The sequence below is a fragment of the Rhodophyticola sp. SM2404 genome (assembly GCF_053570515.1).
In genome coordinates, this window is record NZ_JBSEDL010000004.1 from 139,633 (window position 1) to 153,810 (window position 14,178).

The window sequence follows — 14,178 nt, forward strand, 5'->3', positions numbered from 1 at the left end:
GCGGCCCCCCATGGATCGAAAAACACAGATGGACGCCTTTGGCGTGATCGCGATGACGGGTTTTGCCGTGCTTCTGGCCTTTAACCAAGTGGTGATCCGCGTCACGAATGAAGGGCTGCAACCGATCTTTTTCGCAGGCCTCAGATCGCTTGGCGGGGCTGTGTTGATCGCATTATGGATGAAGGCACGTGGCATCCGGATCGAGATTGCGGCTGGAACCGTGCCCGCAGGCCTGATGATAGGCACAATTTTCGCGGTGGAATTCATATGCCTTTTCGTGGCGCTTGACCTGACCACCGTGACCCGCAGCTCGGTGATTTTCTACACCATGCCCTTCTGGCTGGCGATTGGTGCGCATTTTCTGATCCCCGATGACAAGATCACCCCGCGCAAAGCTTTTGGAATGAGTCTGGCCTTTGCAGGTGTGGCTTGGGCGATCATCAATCAGGGCGGGCCCGAGGGCGAGGCCTCGTTGTTGGGGGATCTTATGGCACTTGGAGGCGCGGTGGGATGGGCAGGGATTGCGCTTTGTGCGCGTGGCACCCGCCTGCGTGAAGTCAGACCCGAGATGCAGTTGCTATGGCAGCTTTCAGTCTCGGCCCCTTTGCTGTTGATCGCGGCCTTTGCTTTCGGCCCTTTCCTGCGGGACCCAAGTTTCATTCATTGGGCGGGGCTGGCCTTTCAGATCGTGGTTGTCGTTTCGGCCGCGTTTTTGTTCTGGCTCTGGCTGTTGTCGATCTACCCTGCCTCCTCCATCGCATCCTTCAGCTTTTTGTCGCCGATCTTTGGTGTCGGGTTGGGCTGGTTGTTATTGGGGGAACATGTCGGCCCTGAGATTGGCGTGGCCTTGGCGCTGGTTTGCGCAGGCCTGATCATCATTAATCGCCCGCCAAAGCCTCGCGCTGAATGACGGCCTGACCCGAAGCGCCCTTAGGTGCCGCAAAAGGTGCGGGTGACGCGTTCATGATCCTCGGGCGGGTCTTGATAGGCGGCATGCGCGGCTTGCGCGTCAAAGGGGCGCGACAACACCTCGTTCAACCTGTGAAACGGCGCGTAATCGCCTGTGAGGGCGGCTTGGATCACCTCTTCCACGCGGTGATTGCGCGGAATGAAGGCAGGATTGGCCGCTTGCATGGCGGTGATGCGCGCCTCATCTGTGCGAGCCTCCTGCGCCAGCCGTGCCTGCCATTGGGCCAACCAGTCATCCAAACGGATGGGGTCCGTGAAATAGGCACGCGCGCGGGCAGGATCATCTGAGGAGAGCGCGCGGAAAGTCAGGGTAAAATCGGCTTGGCCCCCTGCCATGCGGGCCAGCAGGTCAAAGGCCAGCGCGGCATCGCCCTCATGCGGCTCTGCCAGCCCCAATTTGGCGCGCAGCACCGCTTCCCATGCCGTGTTGAATGCATCCGAGAAACCATTGACCACGTCGGTCAATTCTTCAATCGCGGCATCTCTGTCGGGCATCAGCGGCAAAAGGGGTGTCGCCAGTTGCGCGATATTCCAGACCGCGATTTGGGGTTGGTTGCCAAAGGCATAGCGCCCGAATTGGTCGATGGAGGAGAAGACCTTTTCGGGGTGATAGGCATCAAGGAAGGCGGCAGGGCCGTAATCAATCGTCTCGCCCGAGATGGTCATATTATCGGTATTCATCACCCCATGGATAAAGCCCACCCCCATCCATGCGGCGATCAACTGCGCCTGCGCCCCGATCACGGCTTTGAGCAAGCCCACAGGCCCCTCTGCCTGCGGGTAATGGCGCGCGATGGCGTAATCGCAAAGTATTTGCAGAGCTTCGACATCCTGTTTGGCTGCGAAAAACTGGAAACTACCTACGCGGAGATGGCTGGCGGCCACGCGGGTGAAAACAGCGCCTGGAAGGCGGGTTTCGCGCAGCACGATATCGCCCGTTTCCACCGCTGCCAGCGCGCGGGTTGTGGGGATGCCAAGCGCATGCATCGCCTCGGACAGGATATATTCGCGCAAGACAGGCCCCAGCCATGCCCTGCCATCGCCTGAGCGGGAATAAGGCGTGCGGCCCGCCCCTTTAAGCTGGATATCCCGTCGCTGCCCGTCTTGGTCCAAAACCTCGCCCAAAAGAACCGCGCGGCCATCGCCAAGCTGGGGCACCCATCCGCCGAATTGATGCCCCGCATAGGCCTGCGCCAAAGGCTCGGAGCCCTCGGTAATCTCATTGCCCGCAAAAATACGCGCAATCGCGTCGTCATCTTCGGGCAGGGTGATGCCCAATTCAGCCGCCAGATCACGGTTGAGCGCGATCAGGCGCGGGGCCGAGACAGGCTCGGGCGCTTGCCGCGCAAAAAAGCGGTCGGGCAGGCGGGCATAGGAATTGTCAAAGGGGATCGAGAAGGTCATGGGATGGAATATGTGCCAGCAGGGCCGCCTTTACCAGTGGGCCGCGCGCAATTCACGCTAAAGCCCCCATGACATGGCGTGCATATCCTCGCGCAGGCGGAACCCCATGCGTTTGAACAGCCGTGCCACAGCCTCGCCCTGTGCAGGAATATCAAGATGCAGCGCAACCAGCCCCGCCTCGCGCAATTGCGGCAGCAGCGCTGCAAGCGTGTCACCCCCCATGCCGCGCCCGCGGATTTTCTCGCGGATGAAGAAATCGGTGATCCTGCCCTCCATCCCGCCCCGCGCGATGGACCAACCAAAGGACAGCGCGATATAGCCCACAGGCGCTTGGCGCGGGCCGATCAGCCAGATCGCCCCAAGCGGGTTGCCATCAAGCAAGGGCTGCATGGCGGCCTCGCGGGCCTCAACGCTCATTGTAATGGCTTGGCTTTCGTGGAAGCGTTCGATCAAGGGCAGCAGGCGCGCGGCATCTTGGGCGGTGGCAAGATGGACAAGCTGGCTCATAACCGCGCCAAACGCTCGGTCAGAAGGGCAAAGAACCCCTCTGCATTCAGCTCGCCCATGAACATCGCATTGGCCTCACGCCCCGAGACGCGCCACCAATCGGCCACCGTCATGCCCAAGGTCAACTCCGATCCTGTCTCGATCTCCACATTCACATAGCGGCCCTTGAACAGATGCGGGGCCAGCAAATAGGCAATCACACAAGGATCATGCAAAGGCGCGCCTTCCGAGCCGTATTTCTCCTTATCGAAGCGTTCAAAGAAATCGGTCCATTCGGCCACCATGCGGCCCACTTCGCTGCCCATCTCGCGAAAGGCTTCAACGCGGGGGCGTGTGGTCAGCGCCTGATGGGTGACATCCAGCGGCATCACCGTGATCGGTACGCCAGATTTGAACACGATTTCAGCGGCTTCTGGGTCCACATAGATGTTGAACTCGGCCGCGGGCGTGATGTTGCCTACCTCGAAATAGGCCCCGCCCATCAGCACGATTTCCTGCACCCGTTCAATGATATCGGGGGCGCGTTGAAAGGCTGTGGCGATATTGGTGAGCGGGCCCAAAGGGCAGAGCGTTACCGATTTGGGGGTATGCTCACGCAGGGAACGGATAATGAAATCAACCCCGTCTTCATCCTGCAATTCCATCACCGGATCAGGCAATTGCGGCCCGTCCAGCCCCGTTTTGCCATGCACATGTTCCGCCGTGACCAGCTTGCGTGCCAGCGGCGCGGCACAGCCTTTGAACACGGGGGTTTCGGGCTTGCCTGCCAATTCACACACGATGCGGGCGTTTTTCTCGGTCAGATCAAGCGGGACATTGCCTGCGACGGCCACAACCCCCAGAACATCCAACTGCTCAGGGCTGGCCAAGGCCAGAAGGATTGCCACGGCGTCATCTTGTCCGGGGTCTGTGTCGATGATGATCTTGCGTGTCATCTTTGATCCTATCGTGCTGCCTGTTTCGCCCGCAGCCTGACCCGAGCGCCGCTATGATGCAACGCAATTTCGGCGCGTAAGGCGAAGCTTTGCCACTGCCGCCCTCACAAATCAAAAAGGCCGCCCCAAAGAGGCGGCCTGAATTTTGATGAACTATGCTGGAGTGGTTCAGCGGTTCTCGATATCGACATAGTCGCGATAGGTCGCACCGGTATAGAGCTGGCGCGGGCGGCCGATTTTGCCTGCCGGATCGGCGATCATCTCTTTCCATTGTGCAATCCAGCCCACGGTGCGGGACACCGCGAAAACTGGTGTGAACATGGAGGTCGGGAACCCCATCGCATCAAGGATAATGCCCGAATAGAAATCGACATTCGGGTAGAGTTTCTTATCCGCGAAATAGGAATCTTCCAGCGCGATCCGCTCAAGCTCCTTGGCGACTTGCAGGGTGGGGTTGTTTTCAACACCCAGCAATTCAAGCACCTCATCCGCCGATTCCTTCATCACCTTGGCGCGGGGATCGAAGTTTTTATAAACGCGGTGGCCAAAGCCCATCAGGCGGAACGGGTCGGCCTTATCCTTAGCGCGGGCGATATATTCAGGGATGCGGTCAACCGAGCCGATTTCGCGCAGCATCTCGAGGCAGGCTTGGTTCGCACCACCATGGGCAGGGCCCCAAAGGCAGGCAATACCGGCTGCGATACAGGCAAAGGGGTTGGCCCCCGAAGAGCCCGCCAAACGCACGGTCGAGGTCGAGGCGTTCTGCTCATGATCGGCATGCAGCGTGAAGATACGGTCCATTGCGCGGCTCAGGATCGGATCGGGCTGGTATTCCTCGGCGGGCACAGCAAAGCACATGCGCAGGAAGTTTGTCGCGTAATCCAGATCATTGCGTGGATAAACGAAAGGCTGCCCGATCGAATATTTATAGGCCATTGCCGCAATCGTCGGCATCTTGGCGATCATGCGGATCGAGGCCACTTCGCGCTGCCACGGATCGGAAATATCGGTGCTGTCGTGGTAGAAGGCCGACATCGCGCCCACAACGCCAACCATTGTGGCCATTGGGTGTGCATCACGGCGGAACCCACGGAAGAAGTTATGCATCTGCTCGTGGATCATGGTGTGATTGGTCACACGCGCCTCGAAATCCTCCAGCACGGTCGCGCTTGGCAATTCGCCGTAAAGCAGCAGGTAGCATACTTCGAGGAAATGCGAGTTCTTCGCCAATTGATCGATCGGGTAGCCACGATGCAGCAATTCGCCCTTTTCGCCATCAATAAAGGTAATCGCGCTTTCACAGGCCGAGGTGGAGGTGAAGCCGGGATCATGGGTGAACACATCGGCCTGACCATAGAGCTTGCCAATGTCGATGACATCAGGGCCAGCGCTTGGTGAATGCATTGGCAATTCAAAGGTTTTGCCATTAAAGCTCAAGCTTGCTGTTTTATTTTCTGCCATCTCGTTCCCTTTCTATGTGACCCAAACGCAGATGCGGAGATCTGGGCTTGGGGAAACTTGTAGTCAGGCATCTTTAAAGACGCCCTAAAATCTTACCGGCGGGGCTGTTCACTCCGCGCTTGGGGCTGCGTCTTGCAATCGGGCAATGGTCTCCTCCCGCCCGATCACCAGCATCATATCGAAAACGCTCGGGCTGACGGAGCGGCCTGACAGCGCGGCCCTCAAAGGGCCAGCCAGCTTGCCAAGCTTCGTTTCATGCGCCTCGGCGACCTGTGAAACGACCGCCTCCAGCGTGTCTCGCGTCCAGCTAGCATTTTGCAGGTGCGGCGTCAATTCTTTCAGTATACCACGGGATACATCGTCAAGTGCTTTTGCCGCTTTTTCCTCGGGAATTAAGGGCCTTTCCTGCAGAACAAACACGGCTTTTTCCATCAGGTCGGGCAAAGTCTTGGCTCGCTCCTTGAGGCAATACATCGCTTTGGTCAGCCCATCTTTCTGCGACTGCGAAAGCGCGGTCTGATCTGTTTGCGACACATATCCTTCGATTTGTGAAACAAGATCGGCATCCTCCATCTGGGAGATATGCCAAGAGGACACATTATCAAGTTTCTTGAAATCGAGCCGTGCGGGCGATTTGCCGATCCCTGCAAGATCGAACCAGTCGCGCGCCTGTTCATCGAGGAACAATTCGTCATCGCCATGGCTCCAGCCAAGCCGCGCAAGGTAGTTGCGCATGGCAGCCGCTGGATAGCCCATGGCGGCATATTCCTCGACCCCGAGCGCGCCGTGGCGTTTCGACAATTTCTTGCCATCAGGGCCATGGATCAGCGGGATATGCGCAAAGACAGGCAGGTCCCAACCCATGGCAAGATAGATTTGCGCCTGACGTGCAGCGTTATTGAGGTGATCATCGCCGCGAATGGCATGGGTCACGCCCATATCATGGTCATCCACCACAACCGCCAGCATATAGGTCGGCGTCCCGTCCGAGCGCAGCAGCACCATGTCATCCAACTGGTCATTGCGGAAGGTCACTTGGCCCTGAACGGCATCCTCGATCACGGTTTGACCATCGCGCGGCGCTTTCAGGCGCACCACGAAAGGCGCATCGGGATGCTCCGCTGCGGGCGTGTCGCGCCACGGGCTGAGATACAGCGTCGAGCGGCCCTCTTCCTTGGCCTGATCGCGGAAGCTCTGGATTTCGTCCTGCGTGGCAAAACACTTATACGCTGTGCCTGCATCCAGCATGGCATGGGCCACCTCGGCATGGCGCGCGGCGCGCTCGAACTGGCTGATCGCCTCGCCATCCCAATCAAGCCCCAACCATGTCAGCCCGTTCAAAATGGCCTCGGTCGCCTCGGAGGTGGAGCGTTCGCGATCCGTATCCTCAATGCGCAGCAGGAACTTTCCACCTCGCCCGCGGGCATAGAGCCAGTTGAACAACGCGGTGCGTGCGCCGCCAATGTGAAGAAAGCCCGTGGGGGAGGGGGCGAAACGGGTGACTACCTCGGTCATGAAATCTCCTTGAGGGTCAAACGCGATTCTCCTTCACAGAGGCGACGCGCGTTAACCATTCTCTAACCATGTTACGGCTTGATGACGCTTGCGTTTTAGGGAAGCCCGAGTGGGGAGACAAGAGTGCCGCACCTGTCATGGCTCAGATCCCGAATGGAGTGCCAGACAAAGGGCTGGGTCCATGCGCTGATCAATGGCCAAAGGGGCGCGCTGATGCCTTGGGCGCCGGTCTGTGTCGGGGCAGGGGTGGCGCTCTATTTTGGCCTGAAATTCGAACCTGACATGCTGACCTATAGCCTTGTCTTGGTGGCGGGTCTTATCGCGCTGGCCCTATCGCGCCTTGCCCCTTTGCGTGAGGGATATGGCCCTTTTTTCATGGGGGTAACTCTCATTCTTGCGGGGTTTTTACTGGCGGGTGCGCGCGCCCATCATGTCAGCGGGCCTGTTCTTGATTTCCGCTATTACGGCCCGATTGAGGGGCGGGTGGTGGCGATTGACCGATCGGCCTCGGACGCGTTGCGCCTGACCTTGGACCACGTGGTGCTGTCGCGCATCCCGCGCGAGCAGACGCCGCTGCGCGTGCGTGTCTCGCTGCATGGCGAGCAAATCTGGCTTGATCCTTCCCCAGGTGATCTGGTGATGATGACAGGGCATCTTTTGCCCCCCGAAGGCGCGGCAGAGCCCGGTGGCTTTGATTTCCAGCGCCATGCTTGGTTTTTGACGCTTGGCGCGCTTGGCTATACGCGCACGCCTGCGCTGTTGTTGGAGCCGCGCGCGCCCCGTTCCGCGCCGATCACCCATATGCGCCTGCGCCTATCCGCCGCCATCCAGAGCAGGATTGACGGGCAGGCTGGGGCTTTCGCGGCGGCGGTTCTGACGGGTGATAGATCGGGCCTGAATGCGACCTCGATCGAGAATATGCGCGCCACGAATATCGCGCATCTTTTGGCAATTTCGGGGCTGCATATGGGGCTTCTGACAGGGTTTATCTATGCCGCCCTGCGCTATGGCTTGGCGCTGAGCCAGACCCTTGCGCTGCGCTACCCGATCCGAAAATGGGCCGCGATGGCCGCACTGCTTGCAGGCGCGTTCTATCTGGCCTTGTCAGGCGGCAATGTCGCGACCGAGCGGGCCTTTATTCAGGTGGGCGTGATGTTTACGGCTGTCATGCTCGACAGGCGGGCCGTGACGCTGCGCTCGGTTGCGATTGCGGCATTGATCGTGCTGGCCCGCCGCCCCGAGACACTACTGTCACCCGGTTTCCAGATGTCCTTTGCCGCCACGGTGGCACTGGTGGCAGTGTTCAATGCCTTGCGCGGGCGCGAGTGGCTCAGACGTCAACCCAAATGGGCCAAAGGCTTTTCTGCATTGGTGATCTCCTCCGTGGTGGCAGGGGCCGCGACGGCCCCTTTTGCGGCGGCGCATTTCAACCAGATGGCAAGCTATGGCTTGCTGGCCAATCTTTTATCGGTGCCGGTCATGGGCTCGGTCGTTATCCCCTTCGCGGTGTTGGCAGGGCTGCTATGGCCCTTGGGTCTGGATTGGCTGCCCTTTTGGGTGATGGAGCAGGGCCTGATCTGGATATTGAGCGTCGCGGCGCATATCGCGGATTGGCCCTCGGCCGCGCGTTTGGTGCAGGTGCCCCAGCCTTGGGTCCTGCCGCTGCTGAGCATGGGCGCACTGCTTGTTATAATCTGGCAAGGAAGGGCGCGGTTTATCGGGGTTTTGCCGATGCTTATCGGCCTTGTGATGTGGCAAGGGGCCGCGCGGCCTGAGCTGCTGGTTTCTCCCTCGGGCGGGATTGCGGGGCTTTTGACGCCTGAGGGGCGAGCGCTGTCGCGGGATAGGGGCGATGGGTTTGTTGCTGGTATCTGGCTTGAAAATGACGGGGACGGGGCCGATCAGGCACAAGCCGCCGCCCGATCGGGCTGGCGCGAGGATGGCGCGGGGCATAGCGTGGTCTTGGCAGGGCGTTCGATCTGGCATGGCCGCGGTGCGCAAGCGGCGCGTGAGGCCGACGCGGCCTGCGCCCGCCACCGCATCGTCGTCATCGCCACACCGCCCGAGACCGAGCGCATCGCCTCAATGCCTGATGCGGCGGGGAATGTTTTGCCAAGCCCCCTCCAAGGGGCGGCGCATGCGCATGGGCCGTCCGAGGCCTGCGTGTTCCTGACGCCAGAAAGCTTCCGCCGCACAGGGGCAATTGCCTTTACGCTGGATCAAGACAGGCTTGTCGCGGTGACCTCCGCTCAAATTCAGGGCCGCCGCCTCTGGTCGCGGCAATAAAAAAGCACGCCCCAACGGGAGCGCGCTTTTTGAATTTCCATTGGCAGAATTGTCAGGGCAGGGCCCTGTCTGGGTCTCAATACGTCCGGATCAGTCCGACAAGACGCCCCTGCACCTTCACCTGATCTTCCGGCAGAACGCGGGTTTCATAGGCGGGGTTGGCGGCTTCCAGCGCGATCATGCCTGCCTTGCGGCGGAACCGTTTCAGCGTGGCCTCATAGCCTTCGACCAAAGCGACAACGATATCCCCGTTATCGGCTGTGGAGCCTTCCTCGATCACGACGATATCCCCTTCATTGATGCCCGCCTCGATCATCGAGTCGCCCTTCACCTCAAGCGCGTAATGGCTTTTGCCAGTACCAAGCATCTGATGGGGCACCGCGACATGGCTGGCCACTTCGGCTAATGCCTCAATCGGGGTGCCTGCCGCGATGCGGCCCATCACGGGCAACTCAATCGCGGCGGCGCTTTCCACAGGGATCGCATCGCGGGGCGGATCAACCTTGTCACCCTCAATCACGCGTGGCGAAAATCCGGTTGCGCCTGCCAGTTTTTGCTCCAGCGCTTCGGGCAATTTCACAACCTCCAAGGCGCGGGCCTTATGGGCGAGCCTGCGGATGAAGCCGCGTTCTTCCAATGCGGTGATCAGGCGGTGGATGCCCGATTTGGAGCGCAGATCCAGCGCCTCTTTCATCTCGTCAAAAGAGGGCGGCACACCATCACGCTGCACGCGTTTATGAATGAATTCCAACAGATCGAGCTGTTTTTTGGTCAGCATGTTCAATATTCCCCGTTTGGGCCACATCACTGCTCGGGCCGGGTTGTTCGGGTTATGTTCTACCCTTGTTCGCCCATTGTGTCAACAATTTGTGAAAACGCAGCGCTAAAGGGTGAGGTAGTCGACCATGCTGCCCGCTTTGAGCGCCTCTTGATGGGGCGGGCGGATCATCAGCGCGCCTGCCTGCGAGAAGACGCTGAGCAAGGCGCTGTCTTGCCGTGTGAAAGGCGTGATCTCGGGCAGGGGGTGGCTGTGATGCTCCAGCGTGGCGCGCATGTAATGCTCACGCGGGCCATTGGGGGGCAGATCAACCGCGAGCCGCGCCTGAAACCGTTGCGGGGCTGTGGCGGGCAGGCCCAAAAACCCATGCAGCATCGGCACCAGAAACAAATGCCCGCAGACCATAGCCGAAACAGGATTTCCAGGCAGGCCAAGCATGGCGGATTTGCCCAAGCGGCCCGCCATCAGGGGTTTGCCCGGCCGCATCGCGATTTTGTAGAAGGCGCGCTCCAGCCCCATATCTTGGGCCACTTGCCCCACCAGATCATGATCGCCAACCGAAGCCCCGCCGATGGTCACGATCAGATCAGCGCTTGAGGCGAGATCAAACACCGTCTCAAGGCTTTCACGGGTGTCACGTGCAATCGGCAAAAGGCGCGCATGGCCGCCCTCGGCCTCGATCATCGCTTTCAGCCCGAAGGTGTTCGAGGCGATGATCTGATCGGGTGCGGGGCTGCTGCCTGGCATCACAAGCTCATCCCCCGTGGCGATCAGCGCGACCTCGGGCTTGCGCGTGACCTGCAGGCGCGGCGCATTCATCGAGGCGGCAAGCGCCAGATCTTGCGGCCGCAAACGCCGCGGGGCCTCCAAGCGGTCGCCAATGCGGAAATCATTTCCCGCGGCACGGATATGGGGGCCTTCATCAAACCCGTCCTTCAGGGTGATCACATCGCCGTCACGGGTGATATCTTCCTGAATGATGATCCTGTCCGCACCCTCGGGCAGGGGGGCGCCTGTGAAAATGCGCAGTGCCTCGCCATCTTGCAGGACGCCTGTCCACATATGGCCCGCAGGCGCTTCACCCACGACACGGAACTGTGCGCCAGCGCTGGCTTGCGCGGCCTTCAGCGCATAGCCATCCATCGCAGAGGCCGCAAAGGGCGGCTGGTCCCGCATTGCAGTGACGGGGGCGGCCAAGACCCGCCCCAACCCGTCTTGCAAGGCGATCTCCTCGGACGAGAGGGGGGTTGTCAGGGCCAGACAGGCCTCAAGCGCTTGCGCGACGGAGATCATTCCGCCTCATAGCGGCCCGATTTGCCGCCATCCTTCAAGACAACCCGTAGACCGCCGATCTCCATGCCGCGATCCACGGCTTTGAGCATGTCATAGACCGTCAGCGCCGCCGTGGAGGCCGCGCTGAGCGCTTCCATCTCGACACCCGTCTGACCCGAGGTTTTGACCGTGGCTTCGATCCGCACACCCGGCAGGCTGGTATCAGGCTGCAAATCAAGCGAGACTTTGGTGATCGGCAGAGGATGGCAGAGCGGGATCAGATCGGCCGTCTTCTTGGCCCCCATGATGCCTGCCAGCCGTGCAATCCCCAGAACATCGCCTTTCTTGGCGCTGCCTTCTTGAAGGATATCAAAGGTTTCGGGCAGCATCTTGACCCATGCTTGAGCGGTCGCGATGCGGTCGGTCACAGCCTTCTCCGAGACATCGACCATATGGGCCTGCCCCGCGCCGTCGAAATGGGTCAGCTTGCCGCCCGACATCAGGCCATTCCTGTCATCGGTTTATCCAGCAGTGCGCGGGTTGCGGCGGCAACATCATCCTGCCGCATCAGGCTTTCCCCAATCAAGAAGCACCGCGCGCCATAGCGGGCCATATCGGCCAGATCGGCAGGGATGAACAACCCGCTTTCCGAAATTATCAAGCGGTTCTCAGGGGCCACGCGCACAAGGCGGCGGGTGGTGTCCAAAGTGGTCTCGAAGGTGTTGAGATCGCGGTTATTGATCCCCAAGAGCCGCGATTTGAGGCGCGAGGCGCGCTCAAGCTCTTCCTCGTTATGCACTTCGATCAGCGCATCCATGCCCCATTCTTCGGCGGCTTTCTCAAGCTCATCGGCTTGGGCATCGCTGACCGAGGCCATGATAATCAGGATACAATCCGCCCCCCAAGCGCGCGCTTGCGCGACCTGATAGGTGTCATACATGAAATCCTTGCGCAAAACGGGCAGATCGCAGGCCTCGCGCGCGGCGATCATGTAGTCGGGCGCGCCTTGGAAGCTGGGTCCATCGGTCAGCACCGACAGGCAGGTCGCCCCGCCATCGGCATAGGCCTTGGCCAAAGCGGGCGGATCGAAATCGGCGCGGATCAGACCTTTGGAGGGGCTGGCCTTCTTGATCTCGGCGATCAGACCATAGCCTTGCTGGCTGGCTTGTTGCAGCGCATCGCCAAAGGGGCGCACGGGCGAGGCCGCGCGGGCCTCGGCGCAGATATCCTCATAGGAGGTCTCGGCGCGGTCTGCGGCGATTTCCTCAAGCTTATAGGCTTTGATCTTTTCAAGGATGGTTGGGGTGCTCATGCGGCAGCCTCCGATGTGATGCGGGCCAAGGTCTCAACCGCGCGTTTCGCGGCACCTGAATCGATGCTTTCGCGTGCCATTTCAACGCCTTGTTTCAGGTCACTGGCTTTATCCGCCACAACCAGCGCCGCCGCTGCATTCAGCAAAACCGCGTCACGATAGGCGCTTTGCGCGCCCTCCAGCAGGGCCTTGAAAGCCACGCCATTTTCTTCGGGTGTGCCGCCAAGAATGTCACGGAAAGGATGCACGGGCAGGCCTGCATCCTCAGGGTGAACCTCAAGCCCCGTGATCTTGCCATCTGCCAGAACCGCGATATCGGTCTTGCCTGTGATGGTGATCTCGTCAGTGCCATCCGAGCCATGCACCAGCCAAGCTTTCTCGGAGCCGAGGTCCTTCAGGGTCTCGGCCATCGGGAAAATCAGATCAATCGCGAAAGCGCCCGTCAATTGGCGTTTGACGCCTGCGGGGTTGGTCAGCGGCCCGAGGATGTTGAAGATGGTCTTGCAGCCAAGCTCGGTGCGCACGGGCATCACATGCTTGATCGCAGGGTGATGCATGGGGGCCATCATAAAGCCGATCCCCGCCTCGGAAATGGCGCGCTCGACCACATCGGCGCCGACCATGACATTGATGCCCATCACCCCAAGCGCATCTGCCGCGCCTGATTTGGAACTCAGATTGCGATTGCCATGTTTGGCCACGGGCACACCAGCGCCCGCCACAACAAAGGCTGTCGCGGTCGAGATATTCAGCGTGCCTTTGCCATCACCGCCTGTGCCGACGATATCCATCGCGCCCTCAGGCGCGTTCACTGAAACACATTTGGCGCGCATCACGGCGGCGGCAGCAGCATATTCGGCCACAGATTCGCCACGCGCCCGCATCGCCATCAACAGCCCGCCCATTTGTGCGGGGGTGGCTGTGCCCTCAAACAGATGGGTGAAGGCCTCCTCGGCCTGCGCGCGTGAAAGCGGCCCCTCGGAGGCGGCGTAGATCAGGGGTTTCATTGCATCTGAAGCGCTCATGCGGGTTCTGCCGTTTTTGCCATATCAAGAAAATTCTTCAGCATCGCATGCCCATGCTCGGAGCGGATGCTTTCGGGGTGGAATTGAACCCCTTCAATGGGCAGCGTTTTATGACGCAGGCCCATGATGTTGCCATCGGGCAATTCTGCCGTGATTTCGAGCTCATCAGGCAGGCTGTCGCGATCCACCACAAGGCTGTGATAGCGCGTGCCCAAAAGCGGCGAGGGCAGCCCCGCAAACACGCCTTTGCCCTGATGGTGAATCTCTCCCATCTTGCCATGCACGATCTCGTTGCAGCGCACCACCTTGCCGCCAAAAGCCTCACCAATGGTTTGATGGCCCAGACAGACCCCCATCAAAGGCACGCGCGCGGTGGCTGCGGCCTTGGTCAGGCTTAGGCAAATTCCTGCCTGTGCAGGGTCACGCGGGCCTGGCGAGAGCAAAATCGCCTCGGGTTTTAGCCCGAGCGCGTCCTGCACACTTAGTGCATCATTGCGGACAACCTTCACATCCGCGCCCAATTCGCCCAAATAATGGACAAGGTTATATGTAAAACTGTCGTAATTATCGATCAGTAGCAGCATGTTGCCTGCCCTCGTGAATAGGGGGTGAAGCGAGCGCGCGCTCGGGGTATACATGTTCAGAGCCGCGCGGCATGGTCAAGGGATCGGGCGGGATAAACAACTATAGAGCAATCGTTAAAGCGGGTGGGCT

At 60.1% G+C, this 14,178-nt stretch carries 13 protein-coding genes; 2 read left to right on the forward strand and 11 right to left on the reverse strand.

The features are described 5' to 3' along the window. Window positions 1-10 precede the first annotated feature (10 nt). Window positions 11-910 (forward strand): DMT family transporter, encoded by a 900-nt coding sequence (locus ACTYEO_RS07720; protein WP_449323148.1) that lies wholly within the window; start codon window positions 11-13, stop codon window positions 908-910. Between the two features lie 20 nt (window positions 911-930). On the opposite strand, the gene ACTYEO_RS07725 is transcribed toward ACTYEO_RS07720, so the two are convergent. The 5 genes from ACTYEO_RS07725 to gltX form a co-directional block, all read right to left on the reverse strand. Continuing rightward, a complete protein-coding gene (locus tag ACTYEO_RS07725; RefSeq protein WP_449323149.1) occupies window positions 931-2,373 on the reverse strand; it encodes a protein adenylyltransferase SelO in 1,443 nt (480 codons plus the stop codon). A 57-nt stretch (window positions 2,374-2,430) separates the two neighbouring features. Further along, a complete protein-coding gene (locus tag ACTYEO_RS07730) occupies window positions 2,431-2,880 on the reverse strand; it encodes an N-acetyltransferase family protein (protein WP_449323150.1) in 450 nt (149 codons plus the stop codon). Continuing rightward, window positions 2,877-3,815, reverse strand: a complete 939-nt coding sequence (locus ACTYEO_RS07735) for a nucleoside hydrolase (protein WP_449323151.1) — start codon at window positions 3,813-3,815, stop codon at window positions 2,877-2,879. The genes ACTYEO_RS07730 and ACTYEO_RS07735 overlap by 4 nt, the downstream gene beginning before the upstream one ends. A 168-nt stretch (window positions 3,816-3,983) precedes the next feature. Continuing rightward, on the reverse strand, window positions 3,984-5,276 hold the full coding sequence (gene gltA, locus ACTYEO_RS07740; protein ID WP_449323152.1) for a citrate synthase: 1,293 nt from the start codon (window positions 5,274-5,276) through the stop codon (window positions 3,984-3,986). A 108-nt stretch (window positions 5,277-5,384) separates the two neighbouring features. Further along, window positions 5,385-6,791 (reverse strand): glutamate--tRNA ligase, encoded by a 1,407-nt coding sequence (gene gltX / locus ACTYEO_RS07745; RefSeq protein ID WP_449323153.1) that lies wholly within the window; start codon window positions 6,789-6,791, stop codon window positions 5,385-5,387. Between the two features lie 213 nt (window positions 6,792-7,004). Between gltX and ACTYEO_RS07750 the strand changes: the two genes are divergently transcribed. Further along, on the forward strand, window positions 7,005-9,077 hold the full coding sequence (locus ACTYEO_RS07750; protein ID WP_449323154.1) for a ComEC/Rec2 family competence protein: 2,073 nt from the start codon (window positions 7,005-7,007) through the stop codon (window positions 9,075-9,077). Between the two features lie 76 nt (window positions 9,078-9,153). Here ACTYEO_RS07750 and lexA read toward each other — a convergent pair whose 3' ends face one another. From lexA to ACTYEO_RS07780, 6 genes are all read right to left on the reverse strand, one after another. Then, the gene (lexA, locus tag ACTYEO_RS07755) at window positions 9,154-9,855 is read right to left on the reverse strand and encodes a transcriptional repressor LexA (RefSeq protein ID WP_449323155.1); all 702 of its coding nucleotides are present in this window, start codon (window positions 9,853-9,855) and stop codon (window positions 9,154-9,156) included. Window positions 9,856-9,960: 105 nt separating this feature from the next. Continuing rightward, on the reverse strand, window positions 9,961-11,148 hold the full coding sequence (locus tag ACTYEO_RS07760) for a molybdopterin molybdotransferase MoeA (RefSeq protein ID WP_449323156.1): 1,188 nt from the start codon (window positions 11,146-11,148) through the stop codon (window positions 9,961-9,963). Further along, window positions 11,145-11,627 carry a cyclic pyranopterin monophosphate synthase MoaC gene (gene moaC / locus ACTYEO_RS07765; RefSeq protein ID WP_449323157.1) on the reverse strand — a complete coding sequence of 161 codons (483 nt, stop codon included), beginning with the start codon at window positions 11,625-11,627 and terminating at the stop codon, window positions 11,145-11,147. Before moaC ends, ACTYEO_RS07760 begins: the two co-directional genes overlap by 4 nt. Next, a complete protein-coding gene (trpC, locus tag ACTYEO_RS07770; RefSeq protein WP_449323158.1) occupies window positions 11,627-12,439 on the reverse strand; it encodes an indole-3-glycerol phosphate synthase TrpC in 813 nt (270 codons plus the stop codon). The genes moaC and trpC overlap by 1 nt, the downstream gene beginning before the upstream one ends. Next, window positions 12,436-13,464 (reverse strand): anthranilate phosphoribosyltransferase, encoded by a 1,029-nt coding sequence (gene trpD, locus ACTYEO_RS07775; RefSeq protein WP_449323159.1) that lies wholly within the window; start codon window positions 13,462-13,464, stop codon window positions 12,436-12,438. Before trpD ends, trpC begins: the two co-directional genes overlap by 4 nt. Continuing rightward, window positions 13,461-14,048 (reverse strand): anthranilate synthase component II, encoded by a 588-nt coding sequence (locus ACTYEO_RS07780; protein ID WP_449323160.1) that lies wholly within the window; start codon window positions 14,046-14,048, stop codon window positions 13,461-13,463. The genes trpD and ACTYEO_RS07780 overlap by 4 nt, the downstream gene beginning before the upstream one ends. Window positions 14,049-14,178: the final 130 nt, after the last annotated feature.

What these genes read in the sequence shown, in the direction of transcription:
- trpD (WP_449323159.1), bottom strand. Translation starts at nt 13,464, where the DNA reads ATGAGCGCTTCAGATGCAATGAAACCCCTGATCTACGCCGCCTCCGAG.
- gltX (WP_449323153.1), bottom strand. Translation starts at nt 6,791, where the DNA reads ATGACCGAGGTAGTCACCCGTTTCGCCCCCTCCCCCACGGGCTTTCTT.
- ACTYEO_RS07725 (WP_449323149.1), bottom strand. Translation starts at nt 2,373, where the DNA reads ATGACCTTCTCGATCCCCTTTGACAATTCCTATGCCCGCCTGCCCGAC.
- gltA (WP_449323152.1), bottom strand. Translation starts at nt 5,276, where the DNA reads ATGGCAGAAAATAAAACAGCAAGCTTGAGCTTTAATGGCAAAACCTTT.
- ACTYEO_RS07735 (WP_449323151.1), bottom strand. Translation starts at nt 3,815, where the DNA reads ATGACACGCAAGATCATCATCGACACAGACCCCGGACAAGATGACGCC.
- moaC (WP_449323157.1), bottom strand. Translation starts at nt 11,627, where the DNA reads ATGTCGGGCGGCAAGCTGACCCATTTCGACGGCGCGGGGCAGGCCCAT.
- trpC (WP_449323158.1), bottom strand. Translation starts at nt 12,439, where the DNA reads ATGAGCACCCCAACCATCCTTGAAAAGATCAAAGCCTATAAGCTTGAG.
- lexA (WP_449323155.1), bottom strand. Translation starts at nt 9,855, where the DNA reads ATGCTGACCAAAAAACAGCTCGATCTGTTGGAATTCATTCATAAACGC.
- ACTYEO_RS07730 (WP_449323150.1), bottom strand. Translation starts at nt 2,880, where the DNA reads ATGAGCCAGCTTGTCCATCTTGCCACCGCCCAAGATGCCGCGCGCCTG.
- ACTYEO_RS07780 (WP_449323160.1), bottom strand. Translation starts at nt 14,048, where the DNA reads ATGCTGCTACTGATCGATAATTACGACAGTTTTACATATAACCTTGTC.
- ACTYEO_RS07720 (WP_449323148.1), top strand. Translation starts at nt 11, where the DNA reads ATGGATCGAAAAACACAGATGGACGCCTTTGGCGTGATCGCGATGACG.
- ACTYEO_RS07760 (WP_449323156.1), bottom strand. Translation starts at nt 11,148, where the DNA reads ATGATCTCCGTCGCGCAAGCGCTTGAGGCCTGTCTGGCCCTGACAACC.
- ACTYEO_RS07750 (WP_449323154.1), top strand. Translation starts at nt 7,005, where the DNA reads ATGCCTTGGGCGCCGGTCTGTGTCGGGGCAGGGGTGGCGCTCTATTTT.